The 19,294-nt window shown below is 38.7% G+C and carries 16 protein-coding genes; 4 read left to right on the plus strand and 12 right to left on the minus strand.

What is annotated here, in order from left to right; genetic code table 11:
- Positions 1–25: 25 nt before the first annotated feature.
- On the minus strand, positions 26–1,213 hold the full coding sequence (locus KTO63_RS09250; RefSeq protein WP_217790975.1) for a FecR family protein: 1,188 nt from the start codon (positions 1,211–1,213) through the stop codon (positions 26–28).
- A gap of 126 nt (positions 1,214–1,339) precedes the next feature.
- Positions 1,340–1,933 carry an RNA polymerase sigma factor gene (locus tag KTO63_RS09255; protein WP_217790976.1) on the minus strand — a complete coding sequence of 198 codons (594 nt, stop codon included), beginning with the start codon at positions 1,931–1,933 and terminating at the stop codon, positions 1,340–1,342.
- A gap of 388 nt (positions 1,934–2,321) precedes the next feature.
- On the opposite strand from KTO63_RS09255, the gene KTO63_RS09260 reads away from it, so the two are divergent.
- Positions 2,322–2,504, plus strand: a complete 183-nt coding sequence (locus KTO63_RS09260; protein WP_232373111.1) for a helix-turn-helix transcriptional regulator — start codon at positions 2,322–2,324, stop codon at positions 2,502–2,504.
- A gap of 297 nt (positions 2,505–2,801) precedes the next feature.
- On the opposite strand, the gene KTO63_RS09265 is transcribed toward KTO63_RS09260, so the two are convergent.
- From KTO63_RS09265 to KTO63_RS26525, 3 genes are all read right to left on the minus strand, one after another.
- Positions 2,802–3,536 (minus strand): GLPGLI family protein, encoded by a 735-nt coding sequence (locus KTO63_RS09265; RefSeq protein ID WP_217790978.1) that lies wholly within the window; start codon positions 3,534–3,536, stop codon positions 2,802–2,804.
- A 6-nt stretch (positions 3,537–3,542) separates the two neighbouring features.
- Positions 3,543–6,293: a TonB-dependent receptor gene (locus tag KTO63_RS09270; protein ID WP_217790979.1), complete on the minus strand. Its 2,751-nt coding sequence runs from the start codon at positions 6,291–6,293 to the stop codon at positions 3,543–3,545.
- 435 nt (positions 6,294–6,728) lie between these two features.
- Positions 6,729–6,971, minus strand: coding sequence for an HTH domain-containing protein (locus KTO63_RS26525; protein WP_217790980.1), 243 nt, complete (start codon positions 6,969–6,971; stop codon positions 6,729–6,731).
- Between the two features lie 406 nt (positions 6,972–7,377).
- On the opposite strand from KTO63_RS26525, the gene KTO63_RS09280 reads away from it, so the two are divergent.
- The 3 genes from KTO63_RS09280 to KTO63_RS09290 all read left to right on the plus strand — a co-directional run bounded on the left by KTO63_RS09280 (position 7,378) and on the right by KTO63_RS09290 (position 9,053).
- On the plus strand, positions 7,378–7,848 hold the full coding sequence (locus tag KTO63_RS09280; RefSeq protein WP_217790981.1) for a JAB domain-containing protein: 471 nt from the start codon (positions 7,378–7,380) through the stop codon (positions 7,846–7,848).
- A 111-nt stretch (positions 7,849–7,959) separates the two neighbouring features.
- Positions 7,960–8,208 (plus strand): hypothetical protein, encoded by a 249-nt coding sequence (locus KTO63_RS09285; protein ID WP_217790982.1) that lies wholly within the window; start codon positions 7,960–7,962, stop codon positions 8,206–8,208.
- A gap of 2 nt (positions 8,209–8,210) precedes the next feature.
- Positions 8,211–9,053 carry an SOS response-associated peptidase gene (locus KTO63_RS09290; RefSeq protein WP_217790983.1) on the plus strand — a complete coding sequence of 281 codons (843 nt, stop codon included), beginning with the start codon at positions 8,211–8,213 and terminating at the stop codon, positions 9,051–9,053.
- A 120-nt stretch (positions 9,054–9,173) separates the two neighbouring features.
- On the opposite strand, the gene KTO63_RS09295 is transcribed toward KTO63_RS09290, so the two are convergent.
- The 7 genes from KTO63_RS09295 to KTO63_RS09325 all read right to left on the minus strand — a co-directional run bounded on the left by KTO63_RS09295 (position 9,174) and on the right by KTO63_RS09325 (position 19,274).
- Positions 9,174–11,714, minus strand: a complete 2,541-nt coding sequence (locus tag KTO63_RS09295; RefSeq protein WP_217790984.1) for a M4 family metallopeptidase — start codon at positions 11,712–11,714, stop codon at positions 9,174–9,176.
- 36 nt (positions 11,715–11,750) lie between these two features.
- Positions 11,751–12,782 carry a WD40/YVTN/BNR-like repeat-containing protein gene (locus KTO63_RS09300; protein WP_217790985.1) on the minus strand — a complete coding sequence of 344 codons (1,032 nt, stop codon included), beginning with the start codon at positions 12,780–12,782 and terminating at the stop codon, positions 11,751–11,753.
- A 555-nt stretch (positions 12,783–13,337) separates the two neighbouring features.
- Entirely contained in the window at positions 13,338–16,277 is a 2,940-nt protein-coding gene (locus KTO63_RS09305; protein WP_217790986.1) for a DNA polymerase III subunit alpha, read from the minus strand.
- Between the two features lie 18 nt (positions 16,278–16,295).
- The gene (gene dinB, locus KTO63_RS09310) at positions 16,296–17,441 is read right to left on the minus strand and encodes a DNA polymerase IV (RefSeq protein ID WP_217790987.1); all 1,146 of its coding nucleotides are present in this window, start codon (positions 17,439–17,441) and stop codon (positions 16,296–16,298) included.
- Positions 17,442–17,606: 165 nt separating this feature from the next.
- Entirely contained in the window at positions 17,607–18,038 is a 432-nt protein-coding gene (locus KTO63_RS09315) for a hypothetical protein (RefSeq protein ID WP_217790988.1), read from the minus strand.
- 145 nt (positions 18,039–18,183) lie between these two features.
- Positions 18,184–19,035 (minus strand): DUF72 domain-containing protein, encoded by an 852-nt coding sequence (locus KTO63_RS09320; protein WP_217790989.1) that lies wholly within the window; start codon positions 19,033–19,035, stop codon positions 18,184–18,186.
- Complete coding sequence (locus KTO63_RS09325; RefSeq protein ID WP_217790990.1) at positions 19,032–19,274, minus strand: hypothetical protein; 243 nt, start codon at positions 19,272–19,274, stop codon at positions 19,032–19,034. The genes KTO63_RS09320 and KTO63_RS09325 overlap by 4 nt, the downstream gene beginning before the upstream one ends.
- Positions 19,275–19,294 lie beyond the last annotated feature (20 nt).

Here is a 19,294-nt window from a genome sequence, read left to right on the forward strand (position 1 = left end):
TATATAAGTGGTTTTTCTGACAGTACTATGGGCTAACTTCTAATTTATTAGCACTCATCGTAAACCGTACCTGCCCAGTTCGTTCTAGTAATCGTAGTATTTTAGAAAGTGGTTCTTTTCTTGAAATCGAAGCGTTAAAGTGCCGTTCTATTTTTCCTTGATACGAAATGTCTACATCATACCATCGTGCAAGCTGCCGCATGATGTTTTCAATCGGCTCGTCTTTAAAGACAAAATTATCATCCTTCCAGCCAGTTACTTCCTGCATGCTGGCGACCCCTGTGGTCACAGTCCCTGACGGTTCAATATTCGCCTGTTGTCCCGGAACCAGTATCTGTTGCTGCTTACCAGTCACCACTTTTATTGATCCTTCTACCAGCACTGCCGATTCGCGAGGTTCGTCAATATAGGTATTGATGTTAAAAGTGGTTCCAAGCACCTGTATGGAGGCGTTTGTCGTTTGTACCGAAAACGGCTTCGATGCATCTTTTGCAATCTCAAAAAAAGCCTCTCCTTCGATAAACACTTTTCTTTCATTTCCTGTAAAGGCGACAGGATATTTAATGGAGGATGCCGCGTTTAACCATACCTGTGAACCATCCGATAATTGTAATTTATATCGACCGCCTTTGGGAACTGTTAGTGTATTATACGCTGTCGCATTCACCGAACTTTTACTTCCGGTGTAAGCAATAGATTCGCCATTGGCGGCAATAACAACGGCACCTTCTTTTGCGACTGTTCCGTTTGTAGAATTAACAAGTTCGATGGTTTTACCATCTGTCAATTGTAAGACTGCCTTTGCAGATCCCGGTTGCTTATCTGGTGCATTGTTAAAAGCAATGGTCGATGGTATCGGGGTCGATTCTACTGTGTTGGATTTAATAAACCAGTCAATGCCAAAGGCAATTAATACAATCGCTGCTATGGACGCTGGAAGTAACCATTTGCGTTTCGATTTCTCAGGAAAAATTTGCGTTTTGATTTTATCGTAGGCTGAGTCTTTGTCAAGGCTTTGCATGAAGCTCATGGCTTCGTTTATGTTCCGTTCATCGGTTAACCTGGCAAATAATTCCATGTTTTCATCACTTTGTCCTACCCATTCATCCAGCTCGTCATGCTCACGTGTTGTCAGGGTTTTGTTGATAAACCCCGCAACCAGGTAAGCGATGCGTTGCGCTCTTTCCTCCGTTTCTTGAATCTGGAAGTTCATTGCTTTAAATTTAATAAACTTTGGCGGCTTTTTTTGCAGGTATAATTACGGAAATACCATGAATTCTGCGTCCTGTACAATTAAAACAACAGATTGAAACGCTCATTACAAAAAATAGCAAAAAAATTATATCATGCTTTTAACAACCTGAAATGCTAAACCGATGAAAACAGTGAATGGTAGTTTTTTACGCAAGAGTATAAGCGCTCGCATTTTTTGAATGCGAACGTTATTGATGGAAGTATCTAATGCCGTAGCAATTTCAGTATAGCTTTTTCCTTCGATATAAAATTGCTGGAATATTCTCTGGTATCGCTTCGGCAAGCTCTCTATGGCATGCAGGATTTGTTGATAGGTTTGCGCCTGGACAAACAATTCAAAATCATTAGCTTGAACTTCTTCAATTATAAACGTGTAATCAGCAATGGCAGTCATCTCTTTCTTTTCTGCTTTTATATAATTTATGCTGGCGTTACGCACCACGAGGTAAAGGAAGCTACGCAGAGAATTTTCTGCAAAGAAGCGCTCACGCCTATCCCATAGTTTTAAAATTGCATCCGCTGCAGTTTCTTCTGCAAATTCCTTGTTGGAAGTGATAGAGTGTCCGTAATAAACCAAGGCAGGATAATATTTATCAAAGAAATAACTCAAAGCCTTTTCATCACCTTGTTGCAGGGCCAACAATTGTTCATCCGTAGATTTACTTTGAAGCTTGTTCATAATTACAATGGTTTTGAAATCATGAGTCCATTGTAAGCAGCATCGCAGGAATAAAAAATGGCGCGGAACTCAACTTACCGATTTTGGGTACCTAGGAGAACCCGCACACGAATAAGAGAGCCCACGCCGTAGCGTGGGCATTCTACCTATCGTCTCGTGTGCATGAAATTTCCTAGGTTTCAAAATCGAGACTCAAAGCGAATGCTTCAAATTAGTTTATGAAGAATCGCAAAAATATATGAATACCTATCTCATCAAAAACGAATATACAAAATAAAACAAAATCACACAGACATGTCTGTGTGGCAATTTTTCTATAATCAGGTTGCTTCGTTTGATGATAGAAATTACACCAATTGAAAAGTTTGTTATTGATAAAGTAAAAGAAATGAGATTGGAAAGAAATATTAGTCAAGCTAACCTCGCGAGGCATTTAGATGTTTCAGAGGGTTTTATTGGAAACATTGAAAATCCAAATTATCGCGATAAGTACAACATTAAACACTTAAACGAATTGGCAAAAATTTTCAAATGTTCTCCGAGAGATTTCTTACCAGAAAAACCTTTGTAACATATCAAATATTCAAAGAGGTACGAGAATGTAAAGCCGTCCTTTGCGTTCAGATTCCTCTATATTAGCGCCCAAACCTTAACCCAATGAAAAAAATTCTTGTTGCAGTAGCTTGCCTCGTATGGCTGGTTGCCTGTAAATAAGGAGTTCCTACGCAATTTGATATTAACAAAAAAACACTGAACTGCTGTGGTAAGTTAATGACTGCAGTTAATTCAACCAAACATCACAAATGATCACGTAGTAAATGTATCCGTGTTCTTTATCATCAAGATTCTTTGTTTCTTTTTGGTCCAATCAAAGTAGACACGATATTGTATATATAGTTTTTCTCTCTCCCCAAACTTTCGAATGAGATAAAATGAAATCCTTAAACTCTAGATACGAAATAATTTTCTCTTTAGTCCTTATTTTATTGATCTCAACTTCATTGTTCGAAGACACTTTTGTGGCAAACCATGTAACATGTTCAATTGGAATAGCCAACCCCAAAATCATTCCTGGTAACCCCCCTATAGATTCTGGACCTCCAGAAGTAACAATTTGTTCGCAAAAATAAGCGACAATGTAAATAGAATCCATTATAACAGCATCAGCTCTTTTACATTCAAAACCGGCAATATATCGTCTCTCCTCCTTTATCTTCCACTCAATCTTACGAAGACTATCTCCAATAGTGAATACAGTTTCAAAAACCTTTTTCTCGCTAATTCTTTTTTTGTTCTTAAGGTCTGTAAAAACAATATTTTCTTCTCCTGGTTGAGATGGAAACACGGTGTTTTCAGTTGCTGCCCTACCTTCTTTATAAAGCGTTTCAGACTCTGAAAAATATAGATTGTAATAATTTGTCTTAAACTGAGAATACATTCTTTTCTGTTCCGCAGCATTAGGATCATTCTTGCTATACAACGAATAAATATTGAATTTCCTTTCGTATTCAATTACGCCACCCCTAATTATCTCAGGCTGTTGACAAAATGAGCTGTTAAAGCCTAACAGTAATTGAAATAAGATCAACACTACTAATTTCATAAAAGGTTACTTTACTTTCTTATTGCTTTTACTAAAATCCCATTGTAGGGAAATCAGACCAAATCGCCTGATTACATCATATGTATTTTGAGTAATTGCGTTTGTACTTTCAGATCTTTCAATTCCCCGGTTATTATTAAATATGTCCTTCACAGTTAGTTTAATGCTAAGCGCATTATTTTTTGTAAGGATTTTTGAAAGAGTAGCATTCACAATAAATATATCGTTATACACCTGGCCGAAAACAGATTGCTGCCTGTGATAATAGTCCAAGTCACTATCAAATCTGAACTTGCACGGTAGAAATAAGGACAGGTCTGGTTGTAAATGCCATGTTGTAAAATCAAAGGAATTATTTTTCCCTAATGAAGAGGTACTTTGCACATAAAGAAACGAGGTATTAAAATCAATTTCAAATAATTTGTCTTTGGCGATGTAAAAATCTAATCCTCCTTCGATACTCGTTCGAACTGTACTGTTTTTTGCCTGATTGACAATATTTGAGTATTTTGATTTCTTTACCTCAATGTTAGGTTTTATCGAAAAGTCAGGTTTCTCCCAAATAAATTCATACTCTGAATACAATGAAAGATTATAGTTTCCATTTGTATTAATCGACTGAACTATCCTGCGACCAAGAGAATCAATTTCATCCTTTGAAGTAATGGCATTGTTTACAAAACCAAATGAGGCCCTTGCTAAAAAATTTCGATGTTCAATAGTTTTATAATTAGAGTATTTCCCTGTGATTAGATGTTTAAATGCTGGTTTAAGCAAAGGATTGCCAACAAAAACATTTAAAGGATCATTGTTCGTAACAATCGGCTGAATTTGCTGTACTGTGGGCGGTATTACACTACCGTTATAAGAATAGTACATCCTGGCTTGTTTCGAAAAGCTGTAACTAAATTCTGTGCTGGGAATCACAAAATTGAAATGTCTCTCTAACGCATTTTCATACTTCGATACTACTTGTTGTCGAAAGTGTGTATCCATCAAAGAAAAATTAGAAATTATATAGAATTTATTTTTTATAAGCATGTAGCCGATTCCACCCCATTTCGATGACATAAAAAAAGAGTAGTTATTGCTTAAACTGTCATTGAATTGATCATATTTGCCTGTAGAAGATTTATCATAAGAATTTCTTTCAGAACTACTTTTAGTATCGGTATACTTAAAGTTAAAAAGTAGGTAGGAGTCATTCCCAAGCGGCTCCGTATATTCTGCTTTTCCATCCATATAAAATTGATTATAATGCAGGGTTTTATATTGATCAGTTTGTTCAGTAAATGTCTCCTGTCTTGAGGAGTCCGAGTAAAATTTATTTAATGTCGATAAATAGCCATCTCCATTTATCTGTCTGGTTCCCATCTTAAAATCTAATGAAACCCACCTTCCCTTTTTATTAAGCTTTTTTTGCCAGTTGATATTGCCAAAAAGACTTTCATTGCCAGATTCTGTAGTTCTATCTCTTTGACCTTCATTAAGTAAGATAGAATCATTTCTATAAGTTTTTGACAAATATTCGCTTAGGGTTGTTTTATGACTTATCGCCCCCTCGAAACTGACATTCAAATTACTTGTAGAATCTATCATCAATTCATACTTACCGTTAATATTGTGGCCTTGAATGTCATTCCTAAATTTTTCAACCTCCAGGCTCCGGTTTTGATTTTCCGGCAAAAGAGTTAAAGCATTGGTAGTCTTGTTGCCCTCTACTTCTAGCGTGGAACCTTTATAATTTACATTAATACTTTGCTTGTCAGTATCAAACTTATTATTAAAATGTACTCCTCCAGATAATGCAGTTGGATGACCATTTCCTGAGTACTGGCCATTCCATTTGTTGAAGATATCATCTGTTAATCCGCTTAGATCCAGTTGCAAATTATCGCCATAATTATTTTGATCGCCACTATTTAATTTAGTATTACCGATATTGGAATGTATGCCATAGATAGCCAATTTCTTCTTATCCTTGAATTTGTTGGCCATTAGGGAATTATCATAATGCGCATCAGTTCCTACACTGGCTTTCGCCTTACCAAATGAAATGTCTTTTTTGTCAGCTTTTAATTTCAGATTGATAGTCTTTACCCTCACACCATTGTCAATCGCTGTCGTTGTCCTCTGGTTGCTCTTAGCATCATAAACCTGCACTTTATCAATCATATCGGCACGTACATTTCTTGTTGTTAATGTCGGGTCGTTCCCAAAAAACTCCTCACCATCAACAAGAACGCGATTGACAGCTTCGCCCTGCGATGTTATAGTCCCAAGTCGATTCACTTTTAACCCGGGCAATTTTTTCAAAAGATCTTCCACCGAGGCATTTACCGGGACATAAAAACTATCGGCCTTGTATTCAATTGTATCTCCTTTTATTCTTTGCCATTCAATTTTTTGATGAACAATTATTTCTTGTAAAATCTTTGCTTTTGAAGAAAGAAAGATTGAAACCGTCGAATCGATCTTTGAAATATCCATTGTATCGACAAATTCCGCATATCCAGGAAAGTAGACCATAACAAAAATTTGCGATTCAAAAATAGAGTCAATTTTAAATCGCCCCTCCGGCGTCGTACGAGTAAAGGATAATAATAACGAATCCTTTGCTCGAAATACAGTCACTGAAGCATTTTCAATACCTTTCTTTATGGATGAGTCTCTGACTGTTCCTCTGATAATATAATGCTGGGTGAACCCAAACTTCACAAATCCTAACAGCAATAAGAAAACGATTGTTTGTTTCATATAGGATCCCTAGCTTACTTGTTTTGGCAACTTAGATAATATTTTTTCAGCTTCGATTTTAATAAGGTCTATCTCTGATGAAGGAAATTTAATATTTCCCGAAAGAATCAATTTTCCAATTTCTCTGTCTTTACATTAAACTTTAATAATAGTCTGGCCGACTGCAAAAAGCATGCACTGAACTTAACACCAAAAATTAATTTCCTAATAGTTGGGTGATGTAAATAAACTATGACTTGTAAATACTGTAATAAAATCTAGGCACATAAAAGGAGCTTCTGTTTTGACATTTTCAAGCAATATATCCTAAGCACAAAACATTGCAAATATTAAATGCAACATTGAAATTCTTTAAGGCTAAAACATATTTTATGTCCTGCGTATGTATGTCCTCCTATTTCTAAAAAACAAATTTGAATGGGCTACTTGTGGAAGCTAAGTTGGATAATCATTAATAATAAATTTCATAACTAATCGCCCATGTTCTTCGTAGTAGTATGAGTTGCTACTTTGGCAAAATTTTACGGTAGCTCCAATATCTCTAATTAAATTTATGTAGTTGTATAGGGATCTTTCTGAAAGTTCTAATTTCTTAGCCAGATCTTTGGGACTGCCAGTTGACCTCCTGTGAATTAAGGAACCAAGCCGCTCCAGGCGATTAATAAAATCGTTGTTCATAACAAGCAAAGGGATGAGGGTTAATAGTTTTCATTCGGAAATTATGAATCTACCCTTCTCCAACTATCCTGCTCCATCCTGAGTCACAGAGTCTAGGTTCTTTATAACTCTGCATTGCAATAAAATTTCGTTTTGTCGGAGATTGCAAAACAAAGATTATGTAGTTCTATAATCACAGATGGAATCAGTTGTTTGTATTAGAACAATTAAAAAAGGTATTTTTTTGAAGAATTTTTATGCATCAAATATTTCAAAAGTTAGACCATTATTTGGAAGGGCTTACAAGGAACTACGACATAAACACAAACCATCCCACAAGGCACTCATTTATTTCGTTCCTCCTTGCGCCGTTCCAAATAATGGTCAATGACATCTTCCATAATTTATTCATTTAAACTTTTGAATTATGGAAAAGAATCAAGTTACAACAGACTGGATGCAAGTATCAGAATTAGAAATTATCTACAACGCAAAGATTAAAGCATCTGAAAGACCACAAATAAAATGTTCTTCTGATGCGCACAAACTGTTCCTCGCTTCTTGGAACATGGATAAAATTGAACTGTTGGAACAATTCAAAGTGATGCCCTTAAATAAAGGAAATCGCGTATTGGGCATCTGCGAAATTTCAAGTGGTTCTATCGACCATACAACAGTTGATCCAAGATTAATTTTCGGACTATTGCTAAAAGTGGGTGCAACACAAGCAATCATTTGCCACAACCACCCCAGTGCAAACGTTAAGCCCAGTGAAGCGGACAAACAAATAACGATGAAATTAAAAGAAGGTGGAAAACTATTAGATATCAAAATTCTTGATCACATCGTACTAACGCCCGAAACCTATTATTCATTTGCAGACGAAGGGGAAATATAGTTCCCCTTTTTTATGCACTAACGGGATTGGGCAGCCAACTTGATTAACCGTTTCAACACCCCAGTTTAGCAGAAAAATATTATCTTAGAATACAATAGAACAGGTGTTCCCATGATACCATTGAACGTAGAATTTGATGTTGACTACAACGGTAAGCCTATCCACATAAAAAGTAAGGATACAGCCAAAGGCGTAATCTATGTTGCGACCTATCCGGGCGCTAAGGATTTGTTTATTCACCGGGCAACCAATGCGCAAGGAGATCATTTCTGGACCTCCATTCCAGAAGGGCGTCAACAAGCAGCTGAACGCATAGGTCAAATGATAGATGAATATTTTCACGATCACGAAAACGACTAATTATGTGTTATTACAACGGCATTAAAGTGTCGAGAGGAGAATACATCCGATTGAAAGATCTTGAAGTATTTGTAGGAAAAAATCGAGAATGGATCAATTGTGATCTCAACCAGGGACCACTTTACAACCAACCCTACCCCATCGTCAAAGCAACAGATACTGGCCCGGAATTGAAACTAATGGAATGGGGATACATTCCGGAGGAAAGCAAATGGCCGTTTTTAAAATCCAGGGAAGAGCTCGCCAAATGGAGATTCATGTACACAACGCTTAATGCGACCTGCGAAGGATTGTTTGTAAATGACAAAGGAAAAACTTCCATGTATGCTGGTGCGGCTCAATATCGCAGATGCCTCGTACCGTCAACCGGCTATTGGGAATGGAGACACATAAAACAAGTTGGCAAAAGTGGTAAGATATTAAAAGACCCAATTAAAATTCCCTACCATCTTGTTGTAACGGATCACCAGGAAAATAACCCATTTTATATGGCAGGAATATGGGGCACTTGGGTAAGCGAGGAAACAGGCGAAGTAGTCGAGAACTTTACGATTGTCACTACCGTGGCAAATGAACTATCAGCGCAGGTTCACAATGCCAAAAAGAGAATGCCGACAATTTTAAATGAGGACCTCGCACAGGAATGGATGTTTGGCAAACTCTCCAAAGATGACATCATGGATATCGCGAAAACGCAATACGAAACGAAAGAGATGGATGCATGGACAGTTGCTAAAGGCTTTCAAACAGCATTTAATCCGCGTGATAAATTTGCATATGCAGGATTGCCCCCACTCGGTAGTGATGAACCGTTTAATCCTTATCAGAGCTTAAGCCTGTTCTGATCTGCACTCCTTAAAGTTAAATTTTTAAGATAGAATAACCATCTTAATTAGCATTAAAAAAGGATGCTCCAATTATTTATGGAGCATCCTTTTTTATTTTAAAGTGAGCAGAAAACCGAACTATTGCAATAACATTTGTTGTTTAGTCACTATCTCACCCTGTTTGTTTGTGATGATGAGCCAGTATTGTCCCTTACGAAGATGCCCTACACTTAATTGAGTGGTCTTACTGCCTTTAGCGTTCTTTTGTGTTAATACAGGTTTATTATTATAGATATCATAAAGCTGTATATCATAGTCTTCTTGTAAGGTTTCAGCAGCTTCGATGTTGATGGTAGAAGTAGCCGGGTTAGGTGAAGCCGAGAATACCGCAGCAAACGAACCTGAGCAAGTGGGAATAGTTATCGTTCTCCAATCGCTCCAATCGCATGAGTTTTGCAGTCGGACTTTAATTTGCGGATATGAACCAGAAGTAGCCGACACCCAAAAACTCGGAGCGGCTACGGTAGCATTACTACCACCAGAGGTTAATGATACAATTGTATTGCTAGCAGCACTTGCTACTTGTATTGGCGTTGTCGAACCTCCGGGATTAGATATGACAAAGCGATTGTAAGAACCTGAGGTATAACATGCGGTACCGGAACCAGGTTTGGATAATGTTACATTTTGCATTCCAGGCCCTCCAGCAGTGATGTCCGGTTTCGTAGCAGTCAAACAAGGACTTATCATCGCAGTTAAAGTAAAAAATGTATTCTGCAGTTTAGTAACAGTTACATTGTTTCCACTTGGCGTTAAAACTACCCCTGGCGCCGCACTCCAAGTAACAGTAGCGCCGGCCGGCACATTTAACAATTCATAATAACCGGAAGTGCAAAAGCTGCTTGGTCCTGAAATGACAAGTCCCCAATTTGGATAAGCCGCCCCTACGCCTACAGCATACCATGCATTCGTTGTATTTATAACTTCACAAGAATAGTCACCAAATAAAATTTTCGCGGCTTGAATGGTTGCATTACGCATTGCTGAATACCCATCAGTGGGTAGTAAAGCGCCATTTGTTTCCGCATAGTATACAATTTGCGCAGCCTTTGTTATTCCAATTCCTGCTACAGTATATGCGTTGCCTAGATCATTTGTTTGTGCATCACCCACAGACAAAAGATAAAACCATTTGTTGCCCACTCCACTATTTGTATGAACGCCGCATTGGTCATTGCTTGCAGACGGAGTGCATGATGTAGTATTTACCCAATTAGTGGTACTCATATAAGTATCCGGCTGTCCAAATGCTTTAGGGTTCATAAGCGACCGAAATCCACCTGTTTTCATATCCTCACCTATAATCCATGTTTGCTTGGTTGGGTCTGTATATTGTTCTACACATGCTCCCCAAATATCAGACAAACTTTCATTTAGAGCTCCTGATTCTTTTTCATATCTCAAGCCAGTTCCACTTCCAATAGAACTAAAGCATACTCCATGCCCTAATTCATGGCCGCACACGTCCAAAGCTACGGTAGGTCCATATAAAAGTCCATCGCCATAGAACATGGCCTGGTCTGCATCACTCCAAAATGCATTATCCATATCAATAACGTTACCGAACGCATCGCGTGTTCGAACATGAACATAATTCGTTATTGTACCATTTGCACCATCATAGCTGTCACGCCCATGTACAGTTCTAAAATAATCGAACGTGCTTTCAGCGCCCCAGTGTGCATCTAACGCCGCCTGATCACGGGCTGTGTTGTTATATTCTGCAGCCGTCCAGTTATTATCATTATCAGAAAAGTCTGTGGCATTGGCAATTCCGTTTGTTACATCTGACACATATGCTGCTGGAGCACCATGAAAATTAAAAGTCTGAATTTGCGTTGTTGTTCCTCCCCTTGCATTTTCTCTTAACCGAAAACCACCGCTAAAGGAATCGCCAATAATATTTCTTGTGCCAGAATATCTTGTTTGGGCAGTGCCAGGCGTATTAATCGAACAATACATTGGCTGGGCAAAAACTGCCGCCCCGGTTTCACAATCTATATACGTTAAAGAAGTACCTATTTGATTGTTTAAGCCAATATGTACTTTATAAGCCAAGTACCACTTGTCGTCAGTTCCCTTAATAATCACCAATTCTGTACTGTCTGTTCTTTCTTTTCTGTCTTTTTGTTCAAATGTTTTTTCCCCAGGCAATTTTAATAGAGTATAGCCCGTTGCTTTACTTAGTGCAATGAATTTTGTAAATGCTTCTTCAAAATTGTATTTTGGCGAAATACTAATTTGATCCGGAATGTCAGCATAATCACCATTAATAAACATTATATTACCTGATGAATCTTTATGCACGCCATACATTGCAAACTCAATTTTAAGTCCCTTAAATGTTTGTTGAAAGATTTCATGTTGAATTTTGTGGCTGTCTTTCGTTTCCCTATATTTATAAAAATCCGCATTTGCATTTGCTTTTAATACACCTTTTATAAAGTCCTTTGAATTAGTTTTTATTTTGTGAATGTGGGTATCAATTGCAGCAAACTTTACTTTGCCATTTCTTCCTACATCTACTATTTGGAGACTGTCTTGTGCTATACTATATCCTGTAAATAATATGAATACAAGGCTCAACGACGCAAGCCTTTTAAACGTACGACTTTTCATGGTTTTTTATTTTTGGGTTTTAGTAACAGAGTTCTACTAATTGTTAGAAGTTATTTTAATAACCGAGCGTTCTGTGAAAAGATAGGTGGTATTTTCTTCGGGTCTGGCAGCAACTGTCCAACCCTGAAACCGAGAATCTGTAATTGTATATATAACTGAAAAAGTTTTGAAGTCGTCGTCTGTTTTGTATACCTCCCGAGAGCTGGTGAAGTATTTTGTATTCCCATTTACAGCAGAAACAAAATACAGTCCCTGTAACCGGTCATTGAGTAAAGTCCAGTGTTCCGCGCCATCTGTAGTTTTATAAACTTTGTTTTCATAAGTAAGTGCATATCCCGTATTTGCATCAGTAAAATCAATACTTGTAATTAACTCCCGCAATGAGTTTTCTTTCCAGGTTTTCCCTCCATCAGTTGTCTTTATCAATATTCCACTACTTCCATAATCGTCTGTAAAGCCCCCATAAGCATAGCCAGTTGTATCATTCTTGAAAAAAACCTGCCCAATGGTTAACATAGAATTGGTCGAATACATTTCCTGCCAGCTGGCGCCGCCGTCTTCGGTTTTATTCACACGCCCATTGCAGACAAACCCTTTATTGGTATTTAAAAACCAAAGGCCCATCGTGTGCCCCGGCAATGTACTAAGCTTAGACCACGTTAGACCTCCATCCTTACTCATGCATACACCCTGCTCGTTGTTGGTTCTTATCATAGTTCCGTAAGTTGCATATAACATATCTTTTGTAATGGCTCGTATGCAATGTAAACCAGCAGTTACACCATCAACCAACACGGGAATTTTCTGCCAGTGTTCTCCACCATCTGTCGTTTTTAAAGTGAAGAAGCATTGCGCTGAAAAATCAAATCCAGTAGCTATAAATCCAGTGTTCTTATCAAGAAAACTTACGTCTGCAATAGCAAAGCCGCCTGTATCCTGGTCACTTATTTTATATGCTTTAATTGTTTCATTAATTGTTTCAACCACATGGCCGTTTTTTTTACAGCTTGCGTAGCAAAATGAAGCAATAATTAATGCGATAAAAAAAGTAAATGCAGGATTTTTCATTGGGTTTAGTTAAAGATATTTTCAATTGTTTATCAATACTTACTGCAATACAAATCGACGGCAGACTTCCATGGAACACTTAATTAGTACAAAAAATAGGTGATCGTTGGCTCCACTAATTATAACTCAAAAATCATCATTAGCCGAGTGTATAAAAAATCTCGATTAGTTGGAAATAAATTCGCAACAAGAATTGCATAATTTCTATCTAAGGGTTATAAATTAATAGGACAATTTTTACAAAAAAATATCAATCTAATTTACAAAACAATTCCCTAAAAGTGGTATTGGCAAACTATAGTACAAATGCCTATTTCGCTACGTACTAATACCTATATGGAATTCCGATAATATTTGATCGTTGACAAGTTTGAAAGATTTGGCTCAATGGTTCCAATTCCGGTCCACGAGATCACTTTCGAGCTCAAAGCATTTTGTACTATGAACTCGAAGTGAGAATAAGTCCAAAATTGTTAACCAGAATAAGTTTGAAAAACGTGTTCAATAATTTACTCATTTCAATTGAAAACGGAGGTTACAATAAGTTTTGTACATTCATTTGTCTCGTATTTGCTTAATCCCAATCTTCGCCATCCCTGTCACATTGATCGCATACTCACCAAACTCTCCCACGATCAACCCTTTGATTTTATAAAATCCCCTCCCCTGGAATTTGTAACGCATGGCAGCATTTGGAAAATGCACCGAATCCAGCCAGTTGCCTTCCGCATCTACCCATGTGCCGAAATGCATGAGCTGCTGTTCTTTCTTGGTATAGGTATCTTTCGTGCAAACAAGGTAGCCAATAAATACAGCTTCTTTGCCAAGTAGGTTAGGAATATCTTTTGCCAATTTGTAGGTGTAAGGATCTTCCTGCAAGAGGTCAAAGATATTACCGAGTGGGAAACGAAGTGTTTCAATTTCCTGTAACATATCCTCTAAAGGATTGTCTTCGAGCAAGGGTAAATCAAATACAGGTTGAGGCTCTTTAAAAAAAGATTGATGCGCTGGAATATGCTTGTTTGCTTTGGATTGTAAGAAGGATGCTTCCCATAGCAATTGCTTTTTTGTCTTACCGGTGAACCGAAGTGCACCGACGTCTATCAACAGTTCAAGTTGTGTAGAAGAAATTTTTGTTCGCTCGATAAACTCATGCAAATGTTGGTACTCGCCATCCCGGTATCGTTCACTAAGGATCGTTTCAACAGTGGATGATTGCAAATCCTTTACAAACTGAAAACCAACGTACACATTGCCATCCACAATGGCAGTCAGTTTTTCTGATTTGTTTACGCAAGGCGCTTGCACATTCGCACCTGCTTTTTTGAGTTGCAGGAAATACAGCTCGGTGTTATAAAAGCCTCCCATGTTGTTAATCACCGCTACAAGAAATTCAACAGGATAATAAGTTTTTAAATACAGGCTTTGATAACTTTCAACAGCAAAGGATGCGGAATGCGCCTTGCTAAAAGAATAACCGGCAAAGCTGGCCATCTGCCTCCATACTTCACGATAGACGGATTCAGGATATTCCTTCTCTCGGCAATTATCGAAAAATTTTTGTTCTACCCTTCTCATTTCTTCCTGACCTCTATACTTACCACTCATGGCACGTCTTAAAGTATCCGCTTCTGCGAGTGTCAATCCACCAAAGTAGTGACCAATCTTAATCACGTCTTCCTGGTATACCATCACCCCAAAAGTTTCTTCCAGCAAGTCTTTCATGATTGGATGCAGGTACTCAAATTTATCACGATTGTGATAGCGCCAGATATATTGCTGCATCATGCCACTACTCCCCACGCCCGGACGAATGATACTACTGGCGGCAACAAGCGTGATATAATTATCGCATTGTAGTTTGCGCAGGACACTACGCATCGAAGGTGATTCGATATAGAAGCAACCAATACTATTGCCCTTGGCAAGATTGTCATTGATTATTGGATCAACTTTAAATTGCTCCACCTTATGTATATCCAAATCTATTCCTTTCGTTTCACGTACGATCTTGAGTGTATCCTTGATGTGACCGAGTCCACGCTGGCTAAGGATATCGAATTTTGAGAGACCAATATTTTCGGCTACAAACATGTCGATATGGGTGACCGGCATTTGCTTTTGCAGCATGGTAGTAGATGTGTAATAGTGAATGGGTTTTTCGCTAATCAATATGCCACAGGGATGAATACTTAATCCATTGGGCCAGTCCCTCACCATATTCGCATAGTATAAAATCTGCTGATGGTTTTTATCAGTGGGGCTATGCTTTCCGGCAACCAGTTCATCTATTTCTTCTTTTGGCAATCCCCATACTTTTCCAAATTCACGGATGGCTGCTTTTGATTGAAAGGTACTCACCATGCCGAGGAGTGCCACATGTTCTTCGCCATATCGTTTAAACACATAGTCCATCACTTCGTCGCGGTCGGTCCACGAAAAATCGATATCAAAGTCTGGAGGCGATGTTCGCTGCGAGTTGAGAAATCGTTCAAAATATAAATCAAGGGTGATCGGCTCTACATCAGTGATCTTTAAACAATAGGCCACAATGGAGTTGGCACCCGAACCACGACCCACGTAAAAGAATCCACGGGAAACAGCATACCGGATATAATCCCATGTGATTAAAAAGTAGGCAGAAAAATCGAGTTCATCGATTACTTTCAGTTCATTCGTGATGCGGGTCTTGGCTTCTTTATTTTTGTTGCCGTAACGATACTGCAATCCTTCCTTTGACAGCTTTTCCAGTAATTTCAAATCATCCTTCTTGCTGGCCGTATAATATTTCTTGTTCTTATCAACCGCATAATCCATTTCAATGTGGCAGTTATTGAGCAGATGAAAGGTGCCGGTAATCACCTGCGGATATTGATTAAAAGCCGTCATGAGTTCCCTGATTGACAAAAATGTCTCGTGTGCGCCGGCGATATGCTCCGGTTGTTGATCACTCAACAAAATATTCATGTCTACCGCACGGAGTATCCTGTGAAGATTATAGCATCGTTTATTCTGAAACGTCACAGGATGACGAATAACAAATTTTATCAGTAGCTCTTTGTGAATGGAAAAGAGTTTATTGACCTCGGTTGTTTGCACACCAATCATTTCATGGCCGAGTAAAACAGCAGGATCAATCACGCCAAACGGGTAAATAACATACACGTCATTCAAACATTGAATGGGGCAACGATCAGGAAAGGGTTTTCTGGTGATGAGCTGTTCCGACAGAAACTTATTAATCGCGTAATAACCTTCATTGTTCCTGGCCAGCAAGACATAACAAAGCTTGTTTTCATTGCGAATCTCGACACCAACAATAGGTTTAATACTTTTATCACGACAATATTTTACAAAGTCCCAATGGTCAGAAGTATTATTGATGTTGGTGAGCGCAAGCAATGTAGCGCCTGCTTCCTCTGCCGCTTCAACCAATTCTTTGGTGGAGTAAGTACCATAGCGCAACGAAAAATATGTTTTACAATTCAGATACATAACCAATTTTTATTCTTTTCATAAACCTTTTGCCCTTAGCACCATGGTGGAACCGAATTGCTTTTTTATAGAATCAATTGCCTGGTAGAGTTTGATCTGTTCCTGTGTGTGTGCAAAGAGATCTATTTGCAACGTGCCCTGTATGAGATCAGTAAACTTTACCGCGAGTTGCCCTACACGCTGCCTGCGCGTATAGAGTTTTTTAAAGAGTTGTTTGACCGCAAAGATGAGTTCATGATCCTGGTTGGTATAGCGTATGCTGCTTTGCTTGCTTTCTGAATTCATGTCCGCATAGCGCAAGCGAACACTGACGCAGCCAGTTAGCTTGTCCTGCCGGCGCAGCTCAAAAGCAATACGTTCCGTCATATTGGAAAGTTGACTTATCATGTATTCTGTATCGATGGTATCGCTTAGAAAACTCTCTTGCGTGGAAACGGACTTGGATTCATGGTAGGGAATAATAAGGGACTCGTCAATCCCTTTCGATCTTTTCGCAAGCGATGCACCGGGTTTACCAAATTTTGCGATCAGCATTTCTTCCGGGATCTCTGATAGCACTTTGATCGTGTAAATGCCCAGTTTGTTTAGTACCGTTTGCGTTTGCCCACCGACACCCGGTAACTTCTGCACCTTTAATGGAGCGAGATAGTTTCGCTCTTCACCAAAATCAATCATGATCTGCCCATTTGGCTTTACTTCATTTGTAGCAACTTTACTTAATAGCTTGTTACTGGCCAACGCGAGTGAAATCGGTAGCCCTGTTTCCTTGGTGATTTTTTGTTTTAACTCCTTACTGTATTTGAAGCTGCCAAAAAATTTATCCATTCCGGTAAGATCCACATAGAACTCATCAATAGATGCTTTCTCATAGAGTGGCACATTGGTATCGATTACTTGGGTGACGGCTTTTGATTCATTTGTGTATGCATCATAGTCACCGCTAATGTAAATACCCTGCGGGCATAAGAACTTTGCCTGGCGTATGGGCATAGCACTATGCACCCCAAAGGCACGCGCCTCATACGAACAGCTCGCCACTACTCCCCTCTCCTGTCCACCGATGATGACAGGCATTCCAATCAACTTAGGATTTCTTTTTCTTTCCACCGAAACGAAAAAAGTATCCAGGTCGAAATGAAGAATATTTCGCTGCTCGTTTTGCATAGATTACTTACTTTATCCAATGCAAGATTACTAATATTTTTAGCATTTAATTGCTATTTTTTTTAGTTGTTGAAAAATAAAGATTTACGAGTTGGAATTGTGTGTGTAATCTGAACGCTTGTGATGTAATGTAAATGCGTAATGGTGCTAGAATAAAGACGTCAATCATTTTTTTTCAATAGCATACTCTATATCTGTACCTATTAGTTTCGCAACCTTGTCCATATTATTCCAGCTGTCTCTGTAGGTACTTCCTTTCATACCTTTGTTCTGAATTGGGTCATTCACATCATCAGCGTTTTTATATCCAAATGCTATTGCTGCCGCCACATCGGAGACTCTACCTGTCAAATAAGCATTCCCTTCTTTCATTCGAACATTAAGTTTAACACGAACAGAGCTATTTACATTTTTATATTCTGTAACAATATTGTGGGCAATTATGCTCTTAATTTCATAGCCTGCATTTATCAAGACATTGGTTACCGAATCCTCATTAACATTTTTAATTATAATCAAGTTAGCGCCTTTTGGAGGTTGACCGGTCGAGAAAAGAAATGAAAGGACTGCAAATGTTAAGCTCAAAAATATTCTCATGGTTATTTAATATTCTAGTAAAAAATGATATTTCAAATGATCATCTCAAAATTTTATTCTCAATTTTCTCGCGTCGTACTAATGCTTCTCGTTCCGGTTGGTTGGCATGGGAAACTCGGCATAGTAATTTCTTTTGCCTCGGTGATCAGGATGCATAAAAGAGTTGTTGCACCTTCTTTGCATAACTGGCAATCTGCGGTTCGTCCTGGATATGCAAAAAGATAAAGGCGCGTTCCATCCCCTGCTTTTTCCAATCCTCTAATTTGGCTTTCCATTGGTCAATCCGGATGGCATCCTGCGGATGATTGCCGAGACAAACAAAGCGAATGAACACTTCGGGGATAGTGAGTGTCATATGCAGCACATAGCGAACGGCTGGAGTATCGGTAATTACCAGGCCAACCTTTAGTTCCTTTAACTGCATTGTAAAAGGGTTCCAAACATTGGGTTCGAACCATTCAGGATGTCGCAGTTCGACGAAGAACTTTTGTTCGGGGTATAAAGTTCGAAGGTGCTCAAGGTAATCCAACAACTTTTTTGAAAACGAACCAGGTCGAACGCTTTCTGAAAACTGCAGGAATATCGGTCCCAGCTTATTGCCAAAATGTAAAAGGCCTTGCATAAAAGGCTCAGTGAATTGCTCTGCATCTCTTAGCGAGCTATGGGTGATGGTTTGCAGATATTTTGGGCAAAAAATAAAATCATCCGGCACCTTGCTTGTCCATTCCTTTACGGCACTTTCTTCAGGAACACTGTAATGGGTGGAGTTAAGCTCAATGCAATTGAAATGCCCGGCATACAGTGACAAAAACTCTTTTGACTTAGCACTTGATGGGTAAAGTGTTCCGATCAGCGCTTTTGTACCCCAGCGTTCTAACCCGACATATATTTTGCCTGCACCGTTCCCTTCACTTAATACGGCATGGTTCATTTCGTTGTCGTGAGGTAACGCAAAAATTTGCTCGGTATAATTTTCAAATTCCGCTCCAAAGTTCATAGACAATATTTTTCAATGCCATCCGCTATTGCATCAATGACATCACGATCCACATCAATCGGATAATAGTCCGGTTTTAAATCACCAGTCTCAGGATCGGGTTCAAAACGTATTTCCTTTTCCCTGATGGTAGTAATAAATGTGATTCCTTCCTCTACCTGGAACGGTTGGATGATGAAACAGGTGTTCGCCACCTCAATCACAAACGGCTCTTCGCCGTCACTCTCCAATTTATACATGCCTTTGCATTTAGCCGGTT

The organism is Pinibacter aurantiacus (assembly GCF_019130065.1).
Lineage (GTDB): Bacteria > Bacteroidota > Bacteroidia > Chitinophagales > Chitinophagaceae > Pinibacter > Pinibacter aurantiacus.

What these genes read in the sequence shown, in the direction of transcription:
- KTO63_RS09265 (WP_217790978.1), bottom strand. Translation starts at nt 3,536, where the DNA reads ATGAAATTAGTAGTGTTGATCTTATTTCAATTACTGTTAGGCTTTAAC.
- KTO63_RS09290 (WP_217790983.1), top strand. Translation starts at nt 8,211, where the DNA reads ATGTGTTATTACAACGGCATTAAAGTGTCGAGAGGAGAATACATCCGA.
- KTO63_RS26525 (WP_217790980.1), bottom strand. Translation starts at nt 6,971, where the DNA reads ATGAACAACGATTTTATTAATCGCCTGGAGCGGCTTGGTTCCTTAATT.
- KTO63_RS09250 (WP_217790975.1), bottom strand. Translation starts at nt 1,213, where the DNA reads ATGAACTTCCAGATTCAAGAAACGGAGGAAAGAGCGCAACGCATCGCT.
- KTO63_RS09285 (WP_217790982.1), top strand. Translation starts at nt 7,960, where the DNA reads ATGATACCATTGAACGTAGAATTTGATGTTGACTACAACGGTAAGCCT.
- KTO63_RS09295 (WP_217790984.1), bottom strand. Translation starts at nt 11,714, where the DNA reads ATGAAAAGTCGTACGTTTAAAAGGCTTGCGTCGTTGAGCCTTGTATTC.
- KTO63_RS09305 (WP_217790986.1), bottom strand. Translation starts at nt 16,277, where the DNA reads ATGTATCTGAATTGTAAAACATATTTTTCGTTGCGCTATGGTACTTAC.
- KTO63_RS09320 (WP_217790989.1), bottom strand. Translation starts at nt 19,035, where the DNA reads ATGAACTTTGGAGCGGAATTTGAAAATTATACCGAGCAAATTTTTGCG.
- KTO63_RS09260 (WP_232373111.1), top strand. Translation starts at nt 2,322, where the DNA reads ATGAGATTGGAAAGAAATATTAGTCAAGCTAACCTCGCGAGGCATTTA.
- KTO63_RS09325 (WP_217790990.1), bottom strand. Translation starts at nt 19,274, where the DNA reads ATGTATAAATTGGAGAGTGACGGCGAAGAGCCGTTTGTGATTGAGGTG.
- KTO63_RS09315 (WP_217790988.1), bottom strand. Translation starts at nt 18,038, where the DNA reads ATGAGAATATTTTTGAGCTTAACATTTGCAGTCCTTTCATTTCTTTTC.
- KTO63_RS09280 (WP_217790981.1), top strand. Translation starts at nt 7,378, where the DNA reads ATGGAAAAGAATCAAGTTACAACAGACTGGATGCAAGTATCAGAATTA.
- dinB (WP_217790987.1), bottom strand. Translation starts at nt 17,441, where the DNA reads ATGCAAAACGAGCAGCGAAATATTCTTCATTTCGACCTGGATACTTTT.
- KTO63_RS09270 (WP_217790979.1), bottom strand. Translation starts at nt 6,293, where the DNA reads ATGAAACAAACAATCGTTTTCTTATTGCTGTTAGGATTTGTGAAGTTT.
- KTO63_RS09300 (WP_217790985.1), bottom strand. Translation starts at nt 12,782, where the DNA reads ATGAAAAATCCTGCATTTACTTTTTTTATCGCATTAATTATTGCTTCA.
- KTO63_RS09255 (WP_217790976.1), bottom strand. Translation starts at nt 1,933, where the DNA reads ATGAACAAGCTTCAAAGTAAATCTACGGATGAACAATTGTTGGCCCTG.